Source organism: Brevibacterium atlanticum, from assembly GCF_011617245.1.
In the GTDB taxonomy this organism is placed as follows: Bacteria; Actinomycetota; Actinomycetes; order Actinomycetales; family Brevibacteriaceae; genus Brevibacterium; species Brevibacterium atlanticum.
The window spans coordinates 2,794,841-2,813,965 of record NZ_CP050152.1 but is presented as its reverse complement, the minus strand read 5'-3'; the positions used below and the strand labels follow the sequence as shown (position 1 = coordinate 2,813,965).

Below are 19,125 nucleotides of genomic sequence, written 5' to 3'. Positions count from 1 at the left end.
GGAGGGACTCCGGGCAGGGTTCCGCGCGTGTCTCGGTCGGGCGGGGAGAACACGTCAGCCGGGCGGTCCCGGAGCCTCCACCGTGGCCTCCTCCGTCTCGCCGCCTCGGCGGCGTGCCCGCTCTTTGGCTTGGACGCGGGAGAGCAGCACCTGGGCCACGGCGACGATGAGGAGCACGGCGCCGTTGACGACCGCCTGCCAGTTCGAGTTCGTCAGCCCCATCCTGTTGATGAGGTTCGCGACCACCTGCAGCAGCACCACTCCGACGAGCGACCCGACGACCGTGCCCGCACCGCCGGTGAGCAGAGTGCCGCCGAGGACGACCGCGGCGATGGCCGTGAGCTCGAGACCGACGCCGAGGGTCGTCACGCCCGAGGCCGTGTACGAGGCCGTGAGCGCACCAGCGAGCCCGGCCATCGTGCCGGAGACGGAGAAGACGATGAGAGTCGAGCGCAGCACCGGCAGTCCCATCAGCCTGGCCGCATCGGGCTGCCCGCCGATGGCCAGCAGCGTCGACCCGTACGAGGTGCGATGGAGGACGATGACGCCGAGGGCGAAGAGGATGAGGACGATCCACACGGGGAAGCCGAGACCGAGGAACGAACCGCGGCTGAGCTGGAGGAAAGCCGCCTCGGCGGGCACCTTGTAGGTCTGCGATCCCTCAGCGGTCAGCGCCAGCAGCAGGCCGCGGGCGAAGAGGAGCCCGGCGAGGGTGACGATGAACGAGGGGATGGCGGTGAACGCGACGATCGCGCCCTGGATGAGTCCGATGAGCGTGCAGACGAGGAGCGGCACGAACAGGGCCGCGAGGAATCCGTACTGGGATGCCCATGCGGCGAGGACGCCGCCGAGGGCGAAGACCGATCCGACGGACAGGTCGATGCCGCCGGTGAAGATGACGAAGGTGAGACCGAGGGCCAGGGGAGCGAGGAACGCCGCCTGGAGGGCGATCTGGCTGAGATTGCCCACCGACGCGAACGACGGGTAGGCCAGCGCCGAGACGATGACGAGTCCGAGCAGGATCACCAGGGCCCCGTTGCGCTGAGTCAGTCGCGCCAGCTTCTCGGCCCGAGTCCGAGTGCCGCTGCCGGTGGCGACCACTGCGGTCGGGGAAGCGTCGCTCATGTCTTTCTCCTTCCGACCTGAAGGGCCACAGCGACGACGATGACGACCGCCTGAACCATCTGTGACACGGAATCGGGGATGTTGTGGGAGACCAGGGTGGACACGATGAGCTGCATGAGCAGCGCACCGCCGACGGTGCCGAGCACCTTGACCTTGCCGCCGGCCAAGGAGGTTCCGCCGATGACGACCGCGGCGATCGCCGAGAGCTCCATGAGCAGACCGAGCGTCCGCGGATCGCTCGCCTGCGAGCGGGCGGCGACGAGGACCCCGGCGAAGGCCGCGAGCAGTCCGGAGAGCACATAGACGCTGACCAGGACCGTCTTGATGCGGATGCCGGCGAGCTCGGCCGCTTTCCTGTTCCCGCCGATCGCCTCGATCATCACGCCGACGGTGGTCCGGCGCATGAGGAACGCGACGAGGAGGACGAAGATGAGCGCGCTGAGCACCGAATAGGGGACGCCGAGGAGCGAACCGGATCCCAGCGTGCTCAGTCCGGGGTCGGAGAGGTTCTTGATCTCACCGCCGATGACATTGGCCAACCCCCTGCCGCCGATGAGCACGGCCAGTGTCGCGACGATGGGTTGGATCCCGAAATAGGAGACGAGCACGCCGATCATCAGACCCGACAGGCCGCCGGCGACGATCCCGATGAGGATCGCCGGAAGAGTCCCGTAGCCGATGTAGAGGGGCATGATCGCGGCCGAGAGCGCCATCACGCTGCCCACGGACAGGTCGATGCCCTTCGTGCCGATGACCATCGCCATGCCGAGGGCGACGATGAGCACCGGTGCGGTCTGGATGAGCTGGAGGCGCAGATTGGCGACGGTGAGGAAGTGCGGGGTGATGATCGTGTTGACGATGACGAGCAGGGCCAGGGCGACGTAGACGCCGTAGTCCGCGATCCACGATCGTGCCGATCGCGAACGCGAAGAAGTCGCCGAGGCGGCCGCGGGCATGGCCTTCATCGCTGACCTCCGTCGACGAGAGCGGAGAGGACACGGGAGTTGTCGACATCATCCCCGGTGAGCACCTCGGCCACGGAACCGTCGCGGAGGACGAGGACCGCGTCGGCACCGGCCACGAGCTCCTCGGTCTCCGAGGAGATGAGGACGACGGCCATGCCCTTCTCGGCGAGTTCGTCGATGAGGGCCTGCACCTCCTGTTTGGCACCGACGTCGATGCCGCGGGTGGGCTCGTCGAGGAGGAAGACCGCGGGTTCGGTGCACAGCCAGCGGGCGATGAGCACCTTCTGCTGGTTGCCGCCGGAGAGTTCGGAGACGAGCTGCCTGGGGGAGGAGACCTTGATTCCCAACCGTGAGATCCAGTGATCGACGAGCGTGTCGATCGCGCGGTCCGAGAGCACACCGAGTCGTGAGACTCGGGAGAGGACGCCGAGGACGATATTGTCGCGGACGCTGAGTTCGGGCACGATGCCTTCGGCCTTCCGGTCCTCGGACAGGAGCGCGATCCCGGCGCTCAGCGCTGCGGGGACGGAGCCGCGGCGCACCCGCCGGCCCCTGACCGCGATCTGCCCCGAGCTCGTCTCGAGGCCGCCGTAGATCGCCTTGACCGTTTCGCTGCGCCCGGAGCCGAGGAGACCGGCCAGGCCGACGATCTCACCGGCGCGCACCCTCACGTCGACGGACTGGAGGCGTCCCGGGGCACTGAGATCCGAGGCTTCGAGGACGACCTCGGCGGACCCAGCCTGCTCGTCCGATTCGGTGAACGAGGTGACTCCGTGTTCGGCGATGTCGCGACCGAGCATCGCCGAGATCAGTCCGCGTCGGTCGATGCCGTCCATCGGGCCGGTGTGGACGACCCGACCGTCGCGCAGGATCGTCACCTCGTCGCAGAGCTCCCACAGCTCGTCGAGGCGGTGGGAGACGAAGGCGATGCCCGCTCCCTGATCGCGCAGGCGTCGGGCGACTCCGAAGAGGACCTCGACCTCCCGGCGTTCGAGCGAGGACGTCGGTTCGTCCATGATGATGACCCGCGCTTCGGTGGTCACGGCCCGGGCCAGGGCGATCATCTGCTGCACTCCGAGGCCGAGTGCGCCGAGCTCCGTGGTCACGTCGACGTCGATGCCGAGGTCGGAGACCACCTCGGCGGCCCGGCGATTGAGGGTGTGGGCGTCGATGAGGCCGAGCCGGGTCCGCGGCTCGCGGCCGAGGAAGATGTTGCGGGCCACCGAGAGCAGGGGGACGAGGTTGACCTCCTGATAGACGGTCGAGATGCCGGCGTCCTGCGCCTGTGAGGGGTGGTCGAAACTGATGTGGGTACCGGCGAGTTCGATGGTTCCGGACTCGGCCTGGTAGACGCCCGTGAGGGATTTGATGAGGGTCGACTTCCCGGCACCGTTCTCGCCCACGATGGTGTGGATCGTACCCGGTCGCAGGGTGAAGTCGACGTCATGGAGGACATGGACGCCGGAGAAGGACTTGTTCAGGCCGCGGGCGGCCAGCGCCGGCGCAGCCCCTGCGGGCGGCTGCGCCGACGTCGGAGCAGAGCGTTCGGTCACGTCAGAACGCCTGACCGGCCTGCTCTTCGGCGTTGTCCGGGGTGTATTCGCCGTCTTTGATGATGATGTCTTCCGGGATCTTCTCGCCCGAGTAGAACTTGTCCAGCGTGTCGAAGACGAGCGGTCCGAACCGCGGATTCGACTCGATCACAGCGTTGTACTTGCCGTCGACGATCGCGTCCACGGCGTTCTTCGTGCCGTCGATCGAGACGATCTTGACGTCCTTGCCCGGTTCCTTGCCGGCCTCCTGGATCGCGGCCATGGCACCGAGGCCCTCTTCGTCGTTGAACGCATAGACCGCATCGATCTCGGGATTGGACTGCAGCAGCTGTGCCGTGACCTCCTGGCCCTCCGACCGTGAGGCGTTCGCGGTCTGTTCGGCGACGATCTCGATATCGGGGTAGTCGGACTCGACTTTGTCCTTGAAGCCCTTCTGCCGACCGTCGGTGACGTTGTTGCCCGAGGGGCCGAGCAGCACCGCGACCTTCGCCGTGGAGTCGGTGGCCTTCGCCAAGGCATCGGCGGCGCGCTCGCCCTGTTTGACGAAGTCGGAGCCGATGAACGTGAGGTAGTCGTCGCAGGACTTGTTCGTCACCTTCCTGTCGATGGTGACGACGGGGACCTTCTTCTTCTTGGCCGCATTGAGCGCCGAGTCGAGTCCGTCGGAGTTGACCGGGGCGATGACGAGCATGTCGACGTCCTGGCTGAGCAGGTTCTCGATGTCGCTGATCTGCTTCGGCAGCTCATTGTTGGCGTTGGTGACGACGAGGTCAGCTCCGGCCTCTTTCGCAGCATCCTTGAGCGACTTCGTCTCGGCGGCCCGGAAGCTCGCGGAGTCCGGTTCGGACTGCGAGAAGCCGACCTTCGCGCCCTTGATGTCGACCTTGTCGACTCCGTAGTCGTCCATGGTGCAGGTCGGTCCCGAGGAGCCGGCGCTGTCGGCCGCCTGGGCCGCTTCGCCACCGCCGCTGCTGCTCTCAGCCTCGGAGTCGCCGCCCTCGTTCGTGCAGCCTGACAGCAGAAGCCCGCCGGCGGCGGCGACGGCACACACCCGAATGGCGGTGGAGCGGAAGAGTGAATGCGATTCTCTGATTTTCATCTGTGCCTCTTCGGTCGGTACGGCTTCGTTGCCGTGACTGATCAAAAGTTATCAGAATCACAATAAAACAATCAAGAAGTAGAGGTGTAGTGATATGCGCGGCGCGCAGATTCACACGGCTTCGACCTCGACGCCGGCCGCACGGAGGGCCTCGAGCTCCGTCGTCTCACTCTGCGAATCCGTGATGAGGTGCTGGATCTCATCCGTCGGAACCGTGAGCACCGAGGCTCGGAGGCCGACCTTCGTGTGGTCGACGAGTGCGATGACCCGTCCGGCCCCAGCGGCCATGGCCCGATCCGTATCCGCGACCGGGAACGCCGGGGTCGAGAGGCCGAAGTCAGCGGCCAGGCCGTTGCCGGAGAGGAACACCGTGTCGGCGCGCAGGCCGAGCAGCGTCGAGACCGTGCTGCCGCCGACGAAGGCGCGGATCGAGTGGCGCAGGATGCCGCCGACGACGATGACCTCATTGTCGGGGGAGGAGACCATGGCCTCGGCGACGAGCAGAGAGTTCGTCACCACCCGCAGCCCCGAACGGGTCACGAGCTCCTTGGCCAGCAGCTCCGTCGTCGTGCCCGGCCCCAGTGCCACGACATCACCATTGCGCACCCGGGTCGCCGCGGCTCGGGCGATCGCGGTCTTCTCGGCCAGCGCCTGCTCGAGCTTCTCCGCATAGCTCGACTCCCTGGCGCTCGAGGCGAGCACGGCACCGCCGTGGGTGCGCACGAGGCGCCCCTCCTCGGCGAGCTGATCGAGGTCGCGGCGAATCGTCACGGCCGAGGTGTCGAGGCTGTCGGACAGGGCGGTGATGGAGACGGCGCCGTCTCGCTCGATCGTATCGACGATGATGTTGCGTCTCTGGGCGGCGATCATGGGGCCATAGTACAGACCGAGGGCCCGAGGACGAGATCCTCGGGCCCGCAGGTGGCGGAGTGCGGCATGCGGTCGCGGCTCAGCCGCGGACCAGGGCTTCGGTCAGCGTCCTGGCCGCATCGATGACGGACTTCGCGTGCAGCCGTCCGGGCTGACGGGTCAGACGGTCGACGGGCCCGGAGATCGAGACGGCGGCAACCACGCGGTTGCTCGGTCCGCGCACAGGAGCCGACACCGAGGCGACGCCGCGCTCACGTTCGGCGATCGACTGGGCCCAACCTCGGCGACGGACACCGGAGAGCATCGTCGCGGAGAACCTGGCCCCGCGCAGTCCGGTGTGCAGACGGTCCGGCTCCTCCCAGGCGAGCAGCACCTGGGCCGCGGAGCCGGCGCGCATTGAGAGGGTCGCGCCGATCGGCACGGAGTCGCGCAGACCCACGGGGCGTTCGGCTGCGGCCACGCACAGGCGCAGATCGCCCTGCCGGCGGAAGAGCTGAGCGGACTCACCGGTCTGGTCGCGCAGCTGTCCGAGCACGGGACCGGCCGCGGCGAGCAGACGGTCCTCGCCGGCGGCCGAGGACAGCTCGGCCAGGCGCGGACCGAGGACGAACCGGCCCTGCAGGTCACGACCGACGATGCGGTGGAATTCGAGGGCAACAGCCAGGCGGTGGGCAGTGGGGCGTGCCAGTCCGGTCAGCGTCACCAGTTCGGCGAGAGAGGCCGGTCCGGCCTCAAGTGCGGAGAGAACCATTGCGGCCTTGTCGATGACTCCGACGCCGCTACCATTGCTTGTCATAACACCCATTGTGCGCGTCTCAGTGGGCGAGATGCAAGTTCGAAATGCGATACGGGCGAGTAGATTTTTCCTCATCACCACAGAACCAGAGCAAGGACAGGCAATCCCTGTACCGGCGGGAGGAACCATGCCACGCACATTGGCCGAGAAGGTCTGGGCCGATCACGTCGTCTCACTTGGTGAAGACGGTGCGCCGGACCTGATCTACATCGATCTCCACCTCGTTCACGAGGTCACGAGTCCCCAGGCATTCGATGGACTCCGACTCGCCGGGCGCCCTGTGCGCCGCCCCGATCTCACCATCGCCACCGAGGACCACAACACTCCGACGTGGGACATCGACAAGCCGATCGCCGAACCCACCTCGGCCACGCAGATCAACACCCTGCGCAAGAACGCGCAAGAATTCGGGATCCGCCTGCACAGCCTCGGCGATGCCGACCAGGGCATCGTCCACGTCGTGGGACCGCAGCTGGGCCTGACCCAGCCGGGCACCACCGTCGTCTGCGGCGACTCGCACACCTCGACCCATGGTGCCTTCGGGGCGCTCGCCTTCGGCATCGGCACCTCCGAGGTCGAGCACGTGCTCGCCACCCAGACCCTGTCCCTCAAGCCCTTCAAGACGATGTCGATCACCGTCGACGGCGACCTGCCCGAGGGCTCGAGTGCCAAGGACATCATCCTCGCGATCATCGCGAAGATCGGCACCGGCGGCGGTCAGGGCTACGTCCTGGAATACCGCGGCTCCGCGATCCGTCAGCTGTCCATGGAAGCACGCATGACGATCTGCAACATGTCGATCGAGGCCGGCGCCCGTGCCGGCATGGTCGCCCCCGACGAGACGACCTTCGAGTACGTCAAGGGCCGCCCGCACGCCCCCGAGGGCGAGGACTGGGACGCCGCCGTCGAGTACTGGAAGACCCTGTACACCGACGAAGGCGCCGAATTCGACCGTGAGGTCGTCCTCAAGGCCGAGGACATCGAACCCTTCGTCACCTGGGGCACGAACCCCGGTCAGGGCCTGCCGCTGTCGGCCTCGGTGCCCAGCCCCGATGACTTCCACGACGAGAACGACAAGGCCGCCGCGGCCAACGCGCTCGCCTATATGGGTCTGACTCCGGGTACCCCGCTGCGCGAGATCGAGGTCGACACCGTCTTCCTCGGTTCGTGTACGAACTCCCGGATCGAAGATCTGCGCGCCGCCGCCGAGGTGGTCCGCGGCCGGAAGAAGGCCGACAACGTCCGCTTCATGGTCGTCCCCGGCTCCGCGAAGGTCCGCCTCCAGGCCGAAGACGAAGGCCTCGATCGGATCTTCAAGGACTTCGGCGGCGAATGGCGCTTCGCCGGCTGCTCGATGTGCTTGGGCATGAATCCCGACCAGCTCGCCGAGGGGGAGCGCTGCGCCTCGACCTCGAACCGCAACTTCGAAGGCCGACAGGGCAAGGGCGGCCGCACCCACCTCGTCTCACCGCTCGTGGCAGCGGCCACCGCGGTGCGTGGCACCCTGTCCTCACCCGGTGACGTCAGCGACCTGCCCCGCGACGCCGAACCTGTGGAATGGGCCGACGAGCGCCTGTCCCTGACCCTGACGCCTGTGTCGGCGAACGACTGAGAAAGGACCACCGATCATGGAAGCATTCAGCACCCACACCGGCATCGGCGTTCCTCTGCGCCGATCCAACATCGACACCGACCAGATCATCCCCGCGAAGTTCCTCAAGCGGGTCACCCGCACCGGCTTCGAGGACGCCCTGTTCTACCGGTGGCGGACCAATGACGACTTCGTCCTCAATGACCCGGACTACTCGTCCGGCTCCGTGCTCGTCGCCGGCCCCGACTTCGGCACCGGCTCCTCGCGCGAACACGCCGTCTGGGCGCTCAAGGACTACGGCTTCCGGGTCGTCCTGTCCTCGCGCTTCGGCGACATCTTCCGCGGCAACTCCGGCAAGGAGGGGCTGCTCGCCGCGCAGCTGGCCCAGGACGACATCGAACTGATCTGGAAGATCCTCGAGAACCATCCGGGCACTCCGATCACCGTCGATCTCAATGAGAAGACGGTCACCTGCGACACGGTGACCGTGTCCTTCCAGATCGATGACTACACGCGCTGGCGCCTGTTAGAGGGCCACGACGACATCAGCCTCACCCTGGCCAAGGAGGACGACATCGTCGGCTACGAATCCTCCCGGTTCGCGTTCAAGCCGACGACCCTGCCCGCCAAGGTCTGAACCCTCACCGACCGCCTCGGCGAATCGATGACCGGCCCTCGTCTGCGATAGTCTTAGACGGTGCCCGAACCACATCTCGGGCACCGTCTGAAGAGTCTGCTCAGTCGGATTCGCGCGCCGGAAACAGGGAGGAACATGCTCGAAGTACGTGGGGGAAATCCGCTGGACGGCACCGTCCGAGTCCGGGGAGCGAAGAACCTGGTGCCCAAGGCGATGGTCGCCTCCCTGCTGGGCGAGACCCCATCCGTGCTCCGCGGCGTGCCCAACATCCGCGACGTCGAGATCGTCACCGGACTCTTAGAGCTCCACGGTGTGCGCGTCAGCGCCGCCCCCGACGGCGACCTGCCCGACGGTGAGCTCCACCTCGATCCCGCCGACGTCGCCCAGGGCTCCATCGTCGACATCGACGCGCATGCCGGCTCCTCGCGCATCCCGATCCTCTTCTGCGGTCCGCTGCTGCACAGCCTCGGGCAGGCCTTCATCCCCGACCTCGGCGGCTGCCACATCGGGGACCGGCCCATCAACTTCCACCTCGACGTGCTCCGCAGCTTCGGCGCCGAGGTCGACAAGACTCCCGGCGGCATCATGCTCAAGGCCACCCGCCGCCTGCAGGGCACGAAGGTCGAACTGCCCTACCCCTCGGTCGGGGCCACCGAGCAGGTCCTGCTCACCGCCGTGCGCGCCGAAGGTGTGACCGAGCTGCGGGGCGCCGCGATCGAACCCGAGATCATGGACCTCATCGCGCTGCTGCAGAAGATGGGCGCGATCATCACCGTCGACACCGACCGGGTGGTGCGCATCGAAGGTGTGGAGACGCTGCGCGGCTTCATCCACCGTGCCCTGCCCGACCGCAACGAGGCCGCGTCCTGGGCCTCGGCGGCCCTGGCCACCGGCGGAGACATCTTCGTCGCCGGAGCCAGCCAGCCCGAACTCATCACGTTCCTCAACATCTTCCGCAAGATCGGCGGCGAATTCGACGTCCAGGAGACCGGCATCCGCTTCCGGCACCCCGGCGGCAAGCTCTCCTCCTTCGCGCTCGAGACCGACGTGCACCCCGGATTCATGACCGACTGGCAGCAGCCCCTCGTCGTCGCGATGACTCAGGCAGAGGGCCTGTCGATCATCCACGAGACCGTGTACGAGAACCGCTTCGGCTTCACCGACGCGCTGCGTGACATGGGCGCTCAGATCCAGCTCTACCGCGAATGCCTCGGCGGCACCCCCTGTCGCTTCGGGCGGATGAACTACCGGCACTCGGCGGTCGTGTCGGGACCGACCGACCTCAAGGGCACCCGCATCGACGTGCCCGATCTGCGCGGCGGCTTCAGTCACCTCATCGCCGCACTCGCCGCCCAGGGCACGAGCGAGGTCCACGGCATCGAACTGATCAACCGCGGATACGAGAACTTCCTCGACAAGCTCACGGGCCTCGGCGCCGAGGTGGCCGCATGAGTGCTGTGACCGAACCCGACGCGAACGAAGACGGCCAGCCGCTCGTCTCCTTCGACCCCGCCTCGGTGCGGTCGCAGAGCCGGGCCGGCACCGTCGCGGCCACGGCCGCGTACGGGCTCATGCGCACGGCCACGAAGATCCGCGTGAAGGGCCTGGACAACCTCCCGCCCGTCGGTGAGGGCATGATCGTCGCCGCCTACCACGCGAACCATCTCGACCCGATCCTCGTGGGCCTCGCCCTCAAGCGCAACGGCCGGATGCCGCACTTCCTCGCGAAGTCCACCCTGTTCACAGGCATCCTCGGCAGGATCCTCAAACGCATCGGACAGATCCCCGTCCTGCGCGCCTCCGCACAGGCAGGGGACTCCTTGGCATATGCGAAGCAGGCCCTGGCCAAGGGCGAGACCGTCGTCATCTACCCCGAGGGCACCCTGACGAAGGATCCCGACTTCTGGCCCCAGCACTTCAAGACCGGCACCGCCCGCCTGGCCCTGGAGACCGGAGCGCCGATCATCCCCGTCGCCCACTGGGGGCTCGACGAGATCTACCCGCGCGGGGGCAGGAAGCGACTGCGCTTCAAACCGTTCAGTCACGACTGCATCGTCGAGTTCGGGCCCGCCCTGGACTACTCGGACCTGTGGTCCCACCGGGACGAGAAGTCGACCATGGGGGAGCTGTCCCACCGGCTGAAGAACACGATCGCGGCCATGGTCGCCGAGCTCTCCGGCCGTGAGCTGCCGACCCGATTCGCAACCAAGGAGACCGACGAATGAGCGTGGAGAAGATCGCAGTCCTCGGAGCCGGATCGTGGGGCACGACCTATGCCGCGGTCATCGCCGACGCCGGATTCCCCGTCACCCTCTGGGCCCGCCGCACCGAGGTCGCCGAGGAGATCACCACTGCCCATACGAACGAGCGCTACCTCGGTGATCGGGCCCTGCCCGAGCTGCTGAGCGCCACCGATGATGACATCGCCGCCGTCACCGACGCCGAGGTCATCGTCCTCGCCGTGCCGGCGCAGACGCTGCGTGAGAACCTCTCGCGGTGGAAGCCGCACCTGCGTGACGGGGTGAAGCTGGTCAGCCTGATGAAGGGCATCGAGGTCGACACCGGCAAGCGCATGTCCGAGGTCATCGCCGAGGTCGCCGAGGTCGCCGATTCCCAGATCGCCGTCGTCTCCGGACCGAATCTCGCCCGTGAGATCGCCGATCGTCAGCCCACCGCCACCGTCGTCGCCTCGGCCGACATCACCACCGCCGAGGTGGTCGCCGAGATCAGCGCGAACGCGTACTTCCGTCCGTATACGAACACGGACGTCGTCGGCGTCGAACTCGGCGGCGCGGTCAAGAACATCATCGCCCTGTCCGTGGGCATCGCCGACGGGCAGAAGCTCGGCGACAATTCGAAGGCCTCGATCATCACCCGCGGACTCGCCGAGACCTCCCGACTGGCCGCGGCCATGGGCGCCGAAGCCCACACCCTGTCCGGGCTCGCCGGGCTCGGGGATCTCGTCGCCACGTGTGCGTCCCCGCTCTCGCGCAATCGCACCTTCGGGCGCCACCTCGGTGAGGGGATGAGCCTCGAGGACGTCATCGCCCACACCTCGCAGACGGCCGAGGGCGTGAAGTCGGCCCCGGCCGTGCTCGCACTCGGCAAACGCTACGGCGTCGACCTGCCCATCACCGAGGCGGTCTGCGCAGTGCTCGCCGGCAGACTGCAGGTTGACGAACTGGCAGGATTGCTGTTGTCTCGGAAACGTAAGCACGAAGGACCACCGCCAAAGGAGCAGCCATGAGCGCGAATTCCCCGTTCTTTAACCTTCCCGAACTCCCGACCTTCACGCTGACCAGCACCGACATCGAGGACGGCGGTGTGCTCACCGGCCCGCAGCTCTCCGGTGCGATGGGCGTGCCCGGCGGTGAGGACGTCTCCCCGCAGCTGTCCTGGTCCGGGTTCCCCGAGGAGACGAAGGCCTTCGCGGTGACCTGCTACGACCCCGACGCCCCGACCGGGTCGGGCTTCTGGCACTGGGTCGTCACCGATCTCGACGCCTCGGTCACGAGCCTTGACTCCAACGCCGGCGACCCGAGCGCGAACCTGCTGCCCGATGGTGCTGTGACCCTGCGCAACGACGCCGGCGAACCGCGCTTCGTCGGTGCCGCACCTCCGGAGGGCCACGGCCCGCACCGCTACTTCTTCATCGTCACGGCGCTCGGTGAACCGCTGGGCATCGACGACTCCGCCACCCCTGCCTTCGCCGGTTTCACCATGTTCTTCAAGGCGATCGGCCGGGCCTGGCTGGAGTGCACCTTCGAGCTCAAGTGAGCTAGAGTTCTTCAGTCCGCGCACTCGCCCTCAGACGGTGCGCACCCCGTGTCCGCAGCCCGTGTCGCGGGAGTAACACACAGCAAGGAATCGCATGGCAGACAACGATCACCGGCCCCTCGTCGCAGTCCTCTTCGGTGGGCGTTCGAGCGAGCACTCCGTCAGCTGCGTCACCGCGGCCGGCGTGATCGGCGCCATCGACGGCGAGGCCTTCGACGTGCTCCCCATCGGGATCACGAAGACCGGAGTGTGGCGCATCGTCGAGGACTGGGCGGACATGCGCTTCGACCCGCAGGCGATGCCCGAGGTCACCGACGACGGCACCGAGGTGATCCCGCCGATCTCCGCGAATGGGGCACCGCTGCTGCACCGTGATGCCGACGGCAAGTATTCCGAACTCGGCACCGTCGACGTGTACTTCCCGCTGCTGCACGGCCGCTTCGGTGAGGACGGCACCCTGCAGGGGCTCTTCGAGATCAGCGACACCGCGTTCGTCGGCTCCGGGGTGTTCTCCTCGGCCGCGAGCATGGACAAGCACTACACGAAGTCGCTCATGGCCAACGCCGGAATCCCCACGTGCGACTGGGAGCTCGTCACCGAGACGATGTGGGAGGCCGACCGGGCCGACGTCGAGTCCCGGGTCGCTGGTCTCGGCCTGCCCGTGTTCGTCAAACCCGCCCGTGCGGGTTCGTCGATGGGAGTGAGCCGGGTCGCCTCGGCCGATGGTCTGGAAGCGGCCCTGGTCGGAGCCTTCGAACACGACTCCAAGGTCATCGTCGAACCCCAGGTCAACGGCCGTGAGGTCGAATGCGCCGTGCTCGGGTCCCTCCACGACTCACACCTGCGCACGTCCTCACCGGGGGAGATCAGCGTGTCGGGGGACCATACGTTCTACGACTTCGACGCGAAGTACCTCGATCTCGCCGATGCCGAGGTGACCTGCCCGGCGCCGCTCGACGAGGCGGCCACCGCCCGGGTGCAGGAGCTGGCCGCCTCGGTGTTCCGGCTCTTCGACTGCACCGGCTTGGCCCGCGTCGACACGTTCGTCACGGACTCCGGCGAGGTCCTCATCAACGAACTCAACACGCTGCCCGGGTTCACCCCCACCTCGGCGTACCCCTTCATGTGGGCGCAGTCGGGGCTCGAATACTCCGAGCTCATCGCCGAACTCATCTCCATCGCCCTGGTCGATCACGCCCGCGCGAAGTGAGGTGAGCGGCTAGCCCTCGAGGGTGTGCGTGGCTAGCCCTCGAGATCGTCGGCACCGACGCACTTCTCGTCGGGCTTGATCTTCGCCAGTGCCGGTGAGATCGCAGCGAGCACATCATTGCCGGACTCGGCCTTGCGATTGACGAGGACCTCGACGGCGGGCGTGCGGCCGTAACTGGTGAACATCCACGTCGAATCGTCATCGTCGGTCGGCTTCGAGATCCAGTCGACCCCGCTCACGCTCACGCACTGATCGGTCGTCGGTCCGGGCGGGGTGACGCCGCAGCGCAGCACCGCGATGTTCGGATCCCCCCACGCCTTCGTGCCCTGCGAGGAGGTGGTGCGAGCCTTCGCTCCCGAGATCTCATCGGGCAGGGTGAGCATGATGTCGGCGCACTCGGGATTCGCCGCATCCTCGGCCGGGTCGACGATCACCGTGCGTGAACAGCCCGAGAGGGCGACGCCGGCGAGCACAGTGGCCACGGCGGCGACGGCGAGAGCGCGCGGGCGGCGCGGCTCTCGTCGGGTGCGGCGCGGCGAAGACGATGCGTCGAACGACGAAGTCGAGACACGGCGCGTCGAGGCAGGGCGAGATCTCATAGGACAACCGTATCTCCCGATAGCCTTGGGCCATGACCCGACTGTCCGAACTTGGCGAATCACACGTTCTGGGGCGCATGCTCATCCACAATCGCAGCGGATCCCAGGTGATCGTCGGTCCCGGGGACGACGGTGCCGTGACCCGGCTGCGCGGTGATCTCGTGTCCACGGCGGACATGCTCGTCGAGAACGAGGACTTCACCCGCGACTGGTTGGACTGGGGCCGGCTGGGACGGAAGGCCGCGGCACAGAACCTCGCCGACGTGTGCGCCATGGGAGCGGTGCCGCACGGACTGCTCGTGTCCCTGGCGGTGCCCGATGACACGGACATCGTCGATCTCGAAGCGCTGTTCTCAGGTATCGTCGCCGAGGCGTCCCGCGCAGGTCAGGCGCTTGAGTGCGACGTGCCGATCATCGGTGGGGATCTCTCGTCATCGGGGCTCATCGTCGTGGCGATCACGGCGCTGGGGACCGTCGCTGCCGGGGCCGAAACGTCCGGTGTGGGGACGACGTCGGCGATTCTCCGTTCGGGGGCGGCGCCGGGTGACGGCGTCTACCTGGCGGGCACCGTGGGGAGGGCCGCCGCGGGACTCGAGCTGCTCTTCGCGGGACTGCGTTCGGACACGGCCGGCCCCGATCTCGCCGCCCTCATCGACGCCCAACTGGCACCGCAACCGGACTATGCGGCGATGCGCACCCGCTCGGTCACCTCGGCGATGATCGACGTCTCCGACGGTCTGAGCACGGACCTCGCACGCCTCGCCGACGCTTCCGGGGTCGGCATCGACCTCGACCGCGCGGCACTCAAGGGGCTCATCGACCCGCTGCTGCTCGCGGCCGAGTATGTGCTCGACTCTCGCACCGGTCGTGGAGGTACCGGCGGGTGCGGCACGAACGGCACGGATGGTGCGGATGGTGCGGCCGACGCTGAGGATCTCGCACTGTCCTGGGTCCTGGACGGGGGAGAAGACCACGGCTTCGCCGCGTCGGCACCGCAGCGTCAGAGCCCTGGAGTAGGCTGGCTGAGGATCGGAGAGGTCCGCTCCGGACACGACGTCAGCCTCGACGGCACAGCCATGCCGACGAGCGGTTTCAGCCATTTCGGGAAGTGACATGAGCAACGCCATCAGCCTCAATGGTCGCCTGGCCGCCAGATGGGCCCGCCGGGCGGTCGACCGGCTGCGCAAGGAGCGCACCGAGATCGACGAGCTCAACGTCTTCCCCGTTCCCGACGGCGACACCGGCACGAACATGTACCACACGCTGCGCTCGGCCTACCTCGCCGTCGAAGAGCTCACCGGGCCCGTCACCCTCCCGCAGGTCGTCGCGGCCCTGGCCGCAGGCGCTGGACGAGGCGCCCGCGGCAACTCCGGACTCATCCTCGCCGTCGCCCTCCAAGGTGTGGCCGACGCTCTGGCCGGAGTCACCGTCGCGACCGCCGACGCCATGGCCACCGCCCTGGAGACCGCCTCCGACCGAGCCCGCGCCGCCGTCGCCCGACCCGTCGACGGCACCATGCTCACCGTCCTCGACGCCATGGCCACCGAGGCCCGGGAACACGCGGATCACGGAGAGAACCTGGTGGCCGTCATCAGCGCCGTGCGCGAACGCTCCCGCACGGCCCTGCGCGAGACCACCGGGCAGCTGACGGTGCTGCGCGAAGCCGAAGTCGTCGACGCCGGCTCCACCGGGATCGTCGAACTCTTCGACCTCCTCTACGCCACCGTCACCGGCCGCACCCCGCAGGACTCCATGCTCACCGAGGTCTCCCGCGCTCCGCGCATCCTCCACGAAGCCACAGCCGAGGAACTCGAGATCGTCGCGATCCTCGCCACCGTTCCACCGGACGGACTCGCAACCGAACTCGACCGCCTCGGCGGCACCTCGATCGTCATCAACCGCACCAAGATCCACGTCCACGTCGCCGACGAAACGACCGCCGCGGCCGTCATCGACCACCTCGGCGACTCCGGCATCGCCCGCTTGGACATGGAGGACCTGCGCCTCCACGAAGAGGAGGGCGAGACGAAGCTCATCGCCCTCGTCCAGGGCACGGGACTGCTCATGCACGTCGCGCTCAACGGGGCCACCGCGCTCACCCCGGCCGTCGAGGACCTCACCGAATCGATCGCCGAGATCGTCGCCGACGAGGACCGTGAGGTCATCGTCGTCCCCAGCTCCACCTCGGCGCTCAAGGCATTGTCCGGATTCAGGGCGCAGGTCGTGCGCTCACGCAACGTCGCCACCCTGCTCTCGGCGCTGGCCGTCTACGATCCCTTCGCCCCCGCGGCGGAGATCTTCGCCGACATGACCGAAGCGGCGGCCGGCACCAGGGTGGGCACGATCCTCTCGGCCGATCAGCTCGCCGTGAACCCGCCGACGGGTGCCCTGCCGGTCATCGACGAACTGGTGCACGGGGTGGACGGCGCCGCCTCGGCGATCGCACCGACTCACCCCGCGTTGGGCACGGCTGCTCCAGCTGTCGGTGGAGCTCATCCGGCGCAGTTCTACCGGGTGTTCATCGAAGGGAAGGCGAAGACGCAGAGCACGGAGCTGTCCACGCTGGTCGAGAAGCTCGCCGACCGGCTCCTCGGGGCGGGCGGAGAGCTGCTCACCGTCGTCCACGGCCCCGACTGCGCACCCGAGGTGCTCAAGCACCTGCGCGGGTGGATCGCGAAGTCGCACGACAACGTCCACTTCCAGGACATCGACGCCCGGGACTCCGGCGTGCTCGTGATCATGGGGGTCGAATGACGACTCGGCTCGAGGACAACTTCCGGCCGGGCGACCGGAAGAACCTCGCCAAGCGCGGGGTGCATACGGTGACCGACCTGTTCCGGTTCTTCCCGCGGCGGTACCTGGTGCCGGGGGAGAGGACCGAGCTCGGAGCCCTGCCGCTCGGGGAGACTGCGATCATCCAGGCCGAGGTCATCTCGGTGAACACGCGGCGGATGAAACAGCGACGCGGCACGATCACCGAGGTCATCGTGCATGACGGGCACCAGTCGATGAAGATCGCCTTCTTCAACCAGCACTGGCTGGAGAAGGCGCTGACCCCGGGCCTGACCGTCGTCTTCGGCGGCAAGGTCGAGTCGTATCGGGGGCAGCTGACTCTGGCCTCTCCGGTCTGGCTCAACCGCACCGAGGACGACCACGAATGGACGCCCGACGACCTCAACTCCCCGTTTCCCATCTACCCTGCGGTGAAGAAGATCGCGCAGTCACGCCTGTGGGGCGCGATCAAGACGCTGCTGCGCGTTGCCGGTCCCGAAGAGTTCGAGGATCCGCTGCCGAAGGGACTGCGGGAGAAGTTCGAGCTGCCGGATCTGCGCACCGCGCTTGAGGACATGCACAAGCCGCGGACGATCGAGGACGTCGAACGGGCCCGGCAGCGGTGGAAGTGGGAAGAGGCTCTGGCCCTGCAGACCGAGTTCGCCTCCCGCAAGGCCTCCTTCGCCGCCGTCCAGGCGACGCCCCTGCTCACCCGCGGTCCGAAGAGCCGTCGCTTCGACGAGTCCATGCCCTTCACACTCACCCCTTCGCAGGTCACGGTCGGTGAGGAGATCGGTGAGGACATGGCCCGGGACCAGCCGATGCACCGTCTCCTGCACGGCGACGTCGGCTCCGGCAAGACCCTCGTGGCGCTGCGGGCCATGCTCACCGCCGTCGATTCGGGCGCCCAGGCGGCCATGCTCGCCCCCACCGAGGTACTCGCGACTCAGCATTTCCACTCGATCCAGCGCCTCCTCGGCGAACAGATGGCGCTCTCGCCACTGCTCTCCGAGGATGATCAGGTGACGGTGGCGCTGATGACCGGGTCGATGCCGGCGCGGGAACGGCGCGAACTCGCCCTCGACCTGGCCACCGGGAACATCGACATCGTCGTCGGCACGCATGCGCTGCTCTCGGAATCGACGATCTTCGAGCGCCTCGGCCTCATCGTCGTCGACGAGCAGCACCGTTTCGGCGTCGAACAGCGTGAGGCGATGCGCGCGAAGGGCGGAGTGACCACCCCGCACACGCTCGTGATGTCGGCGACCCCGATTCCGCGCACCGTCGCGATGACCGTCTTCGCCGACCTCGACGTCTCGACGCTGACCGAGATGCCCGCCGGGCCGAAGGACATCGCCACCCACGTCGTGCCGATCGTCGCCCAGCCGAACTGGTTCGCCCGCGTCCGCGCGCTCATGCGGGAGACCATCGAAGCCGGACGCGGAGTCTTCGTCGTCTTCCCCCGGATCGAACCGAGCGACATCGAGGACCCGGAGACCGGTGAGGTGATCGGTCAGAAGCAGGGAATCGAGGACCTCAGCCGCAAGCTCGAGGACACCCCGGAGCTGGCAGGCACGAGGTTCGGGCTGCTGCACGGGCGCATGTCGACCGGTGAGAAGGACAAGGTGCTCAAGGACTTCACCGAGGGGGCCATCGACGTCCTCGTGTCGACGACGGTCATCGAGGTCGGCGTCGATGTGCCGCGGGCGACGATGATGGTCATCGCCGAGGCCGAGAACTTCGGGGTCGCCCAGCTCCACCAGCTGCGCGGACGCGTCGGACGCGACGGCAGTGCGGCGATGTGCTTCATGCTCACCGAACTGAGTGAGGACAACGAGAGCTACGCCCGCCTGCAGGCGGTGGCCGAGACCCTCGACGGCTTCGCTCTGGCCGAATACGACCTCGACTCACGCGGTGAGGGTGACGTGATCAGCGGCTCCCAGTGGGGCGGATCCTCGCTGCGGCACCTGTCGATCCTCCGCGACTCCGAGATCGTGGCCGAGGCGAAGACGGTCGCCGAACAGATCGTCGCGGTCGACCCCTCACTCGAGGCGGTGCCCGCACTGCGCGCCTTCATCCGTCGAGTCCTGCCCGAGGACGACGCACACTTCATCGAAGCAGGCTGAGGAGG

At 67.7% G+C, this 19,125-nt stretch carries 17 protein-coding genes; 10 read left to right on the top strand and 7 right to left on the bottom strand.

Annotated elements, in window-relative coordinates:
* Positions 1–54: 54 nt before the first annotated feature.
* From GUY23_RS12570 to GUY23_RS12545, 6 genes are all read right to left on the bottom strand, one after another.
* On the bottom strand, positions 55–1,125 hold the full coding sequence (locus GUY23_RS12570; protein WP_166972804.1) for an ABC transporter permease: 1,071 nt from the start codon (positions 1,123–1,125) through the stop codon (positions 55–57).
* Positions 1,122–2,090: an ABC transporter permease gene (locus tag GUY23_RS12565; protein WP_166972802.1), complete on the bottom strand. Its 969-nt coding sequence runs from the start codon at positions 2,088–2,090 to the stop codon at positions 1,122–1,124. The genes GUY23_RS12570 and GUY23_RS12565 overlap by 4 nt, the downstream gene beginning before the upstream one ends.
* Complete coding sequence (locus GUY23_RS12560; protein ID WP_208085343.1) at positions 2,087–3,643, bottom strand: sugar ABC transporter ATP-binding protein; 1,557 nt, start codon at positions 3,641–3,643, stop codon at positions 2,087–2,089. Before GUY23_RS12560 ends, GUY23_RS12565 begins: the two co-directional genes overlap by 4 nt.
* A gap of 1 nt (position 3,644) precedes the next feature.
* Positions 3,645–4,742 (bottom strand): ABC transporter substrate-binding protein, encoded by a 1,098-nt coding sequence (locus GUY23_RS12555; RefSeq protein ID WP_166972800.1) that lies wholly within the window; start codon positions 4,740–4,742, stop codon positions 3,645–3,647.
* Positions 4,743–4,853: 111 nt separating this feature from the next.
* Positions 4,854–5,612, bottom strand: a complete 759-nt coding sequence (locus GUY23_RS12550; RefSeq protein WP_166972798.1) for a DeoR/GlpR family DNA-binding transcription regulator — start codon at positions 5,610–5,612, stop codon at positions 4,854–4,856.
* A gap of 79 nt (positions 5,613–5,691) precedes the next feature.
* Positions 5,692–6,408 (bottom strand): IclR family transcriptional regulator, encoded by a 717-nt coding sequence (locus tag GUY23_RS12545; RefSeq protein ID WP_166972796.1) that lies wholly within the window; start codon positions 6,406–6,408, stop codon positions 5,692–5,694.
* Between the two features lie 127 nt (positions 6,409–6,535).
* Here GUY23_RS12545 and leuC point away from each other — a divergent pair, with 127 nt between their 5' ends.
* From leuC to GUY23_RS12510, 7 genes are all read left to right on the top strand, one after another.
* Positions 6,536–8,020: a 3-isopropylmalate dehydratase large subunit gene (gene leuC / locus GUY23_RS12540; protein ID WP_166972795.1), complete on the top strand. Its 1,485-nt coding sequence runs from the start codon at positions 6,536–6,538 to the stop codon at positions 8,018–8,020.
* Between the two features lie 16 nt (positions 8,021–8,036).
* Positions 8,037–8,636, top strand: a complete 600-nt coding sequence (gene leuD / locus GUY23_RS12535; protein ID WP_166972793.1) for a 3-isopropylmalate dehydratase small subunit — start codon at positions 8,037–8,039, stop codon at positions 8,634–8,636.
* Between the two features lie 135 nt (positions 8,637–8,771).
* Positions 8,772–10,088 (top strand): UDP-N-acetylglucosamine 1-carboxyvinyltransferase, encoded by a 1,317-nt coding sequence (gene murA / locus GUY23_RS12530; RefSeq protein ID WP_166972791.1) that lies wholly within the window; start codon positions 8,772–8,774, stop codon positions 10,086–10,088.
* Positions 10,085–10,861 carry a lysophospholipid acyltransferase family protein gene (locus tag GUY23_RS12525; RefSeq protein WP_166972789.1) on the top strand — a complete coding sequence of 259 codons (777 nt, stop codon included), beginning with the start codon at positions 10,085–10,087 and terminating at the stop codon, positions 10,859–10,861. The genes murA and GUY23_RS12525 overlap by 4 nt, the downstream gene beginning before the upstream one ends.
* A complete protein-coding gene (locus tag GUY23_RS12520; RefSeq protein WP_166972787.1) occupies positions 10,858–11,883 on the top strand; it encodes an NAD(P)H-dependent glycerol-3-phosphate dehydrogenase in 1,026 nt (341 codons plus the stop codon). The genes GUY23_RS12525 and GUY23_RS12520 overlap by 4 nt, the downstream gene beginning before the upstream one ends.
* A complete protein-coding gene (locus GUY23_RS12515) occupies positions 11,880–12,413 on the top strand; it encodes a YbhB/YbcL family Raf kinase inhibitor-like protein (RefSeq protein ID WP_166972785.1) in 534 nt (177 codons plus the stop codon). Before GUY23_RS12520 ends, GUY23_RS12515 begins: the two co-directional genes overlap by 4 nt.
* Positions 12,414–12,507: 94 nt before the next feature.
* On the top strand, positions 12,508–13,623 hold the full coding sequence (locus GUY23_RS12510) for a D-alanine--D-alanine ligase family protein (protein WP_166972783.1): 1,116 nt from the start codon (positions 12,508–12,510) through the stop codon (positions 13,621–13,623).
* Between the two features lie 32 nt (positions 13,624–13,655).
* Here GUY23_RS12510 and GUY23_RS12505 read toward each other — a convergent pair whose 3' ends face one another.
* Positions 13,656–14,222 carry a DUF3515 domain-containing protein gene (locus GUY23_RS12505; RefSeq protein ID WP_166972781.1) on the bottom strand — a complete coding sequence of 189 codons (567 nt, stop codon included), beginning with the start codon at positions 14,220–14,222 and terminating at the stop codon, positions 13,656–13,658.
* Between the two features lie 32 nt (positions 14,223–14,254).
* On the opposite strand from GUY23_RS12505, the gene GUY23_RS12500 reads away from it, so the two are divergent.
* The 3 genes from GUY23_RS12500 to GUY23_RS12490 are packed head-to-tail and all read left to right on the top strand — an operon-like array spanning position 14,255 to position 19,120.
* Positions 14,255–15,334, top strand: a complete 1,080-nt coding sequence (locus tag GUY23_RS12500; protein WP_166972779.1) for a thiamine-phosphate kinase — start codon at positions 14,255–14,257, stop codon at positions 15,332–15,334.
* Between the two features lies 1 nt (position 15,335).
* Complete coding sequence (locus GUY23_RS12495) at positions 15,336–16,976, top strand: DAK2 domain-containing protein (protein ID WP_166972777.1); 1,641 nt, start codon at positions 15,336–15,338, stop codon at positions 16,974–16,976.
* Complete coding sequence (locus GUY23_RS12490; protein WP_166972775.1) at positions 16,973–19,120, top strand: ATP-dependent DNA helicase RecG; 2,148 nt, start codon at positions 16,973–16,975, stop codon at positions 19,118–19,120. Before GUY23_RS12495 ends, GUY23_RS12490 begins: the two co-directional genes overlap by 4 nt.
* The last annotated feature ends 5 nt before the right edge of the window (positions 19,121–19,125 follow it).

Bases quoted from the DNA above. Each gene is read 5' to 3' on its own strand.
- GUY23_RS12570 (WP_166972804.1), bottom strand. From the start codon at position 1,125: ATGAGCGACGCTTCCCCGACCGCAGTGGTCGCCACCGGCAGCGGCACT.
- GUY23_RS12565 (WP_166972802.1), bottom strand. From the start codon at position 2,090: ATGAAGGCCATGCCCGCGGCCGCCTCGGCGACTTCTTCGCGTTCGCGA.
- GUY23_RS12555 (WP_166972800.1), bottom strand. From the start codon at position 4,742: ATGAAAATCAGAGAATCGCATTCACTCTTCCGCTCCACCGCCATTCGG.
- GUY23_RS12550 (WP_166972798.1), bottom strand. From the start codon at position 5,612: ATGATCGCCGCCCAGAGACGCAACATCATCGTCGATACGATCGAGCGA.
- GUY23_RS12545 (WP_166972796.1), bottom strand. From the start codon at position 6,408: ATGACAAGCAATGGTAGCGGCGTCGGAGTCATCGACAAGGCCGCAATG.
- leuC (WP_166972795.1), top strand. From the start codon at position 6,536: ATGCCACGCACATTGGCCGAGAAGGTCTGGGCCGATCACGTCGTCTCA.
- leuD (WP_166972793.1), top strand. From the start codon at position 8,037: ATGGAAGCATTCAGCACCCACACCGGCATCGGCGTTCCTCTGCGCCGA.
- murA (WP_166972791.1), top strand. From the start codon at position 8,772: ATGCTCGAAGTACGTGGGGGAAATCCGCTGGACGGCACCGTCCGAGTC.
- GUY23_RS12525 (WP_166972789.1), top strand. From the start codon at position 10,085: ATGAGTGCTGTGACCGAACCCGACGCGAACGAAGACGGCCAGCCGCTC.
- GUY23_RS12520 (WP_166972787.1), top strand. From the start codon at position 10,858: ATGAGCGTGGAGAAGATCGCAGTCCTCGGAGCCGGATCGTGGGGCACG.
- GUY23_RS12515 (WP_166972785.1), top strand. From the start codon at position 11,880: ATGAGCGCGAATTCCCCGTTCTTTAACCTTCCCGAACTCCCGACCTTC.
- GUY23_RS12510 (WP_166972783.1), top strand. From the start codon at position 12,508: ATGGCAGACAACGATCACCGGCCCCTCGTCGCAGTCCTCTTCGGTGGG.
- GUY23_RS12505 (WP_166972781.1), bottom strand. From the start codon at position 14,222: ATGAGATCTCGCCCTGCCTCGACGCGCCGTGTCTCGACTTCGTCGTTC.
- GUY23_RS12500 (WP_166972779.1), top strand. From the start codon at position 14,255: ATGACCCGACTGTCCGAACTTGGCGAATCACACGTTCTGGGGCGCATG.
- GUY23_RS12495 (WP_166972777.1), top strand. From the start codon at position 15,336: ATGAGCAACGCCATCAGCCTCAATGGTCGCCTGGCCGCCAGATGGGCC.
- GUY23_RS12490 (WP_166972775.1), top strand. From the start codon at position 16,973: ATGACGACTCGGCTCGAGGACAACTTCCGGCCGGGCGACCGGAAGAAC.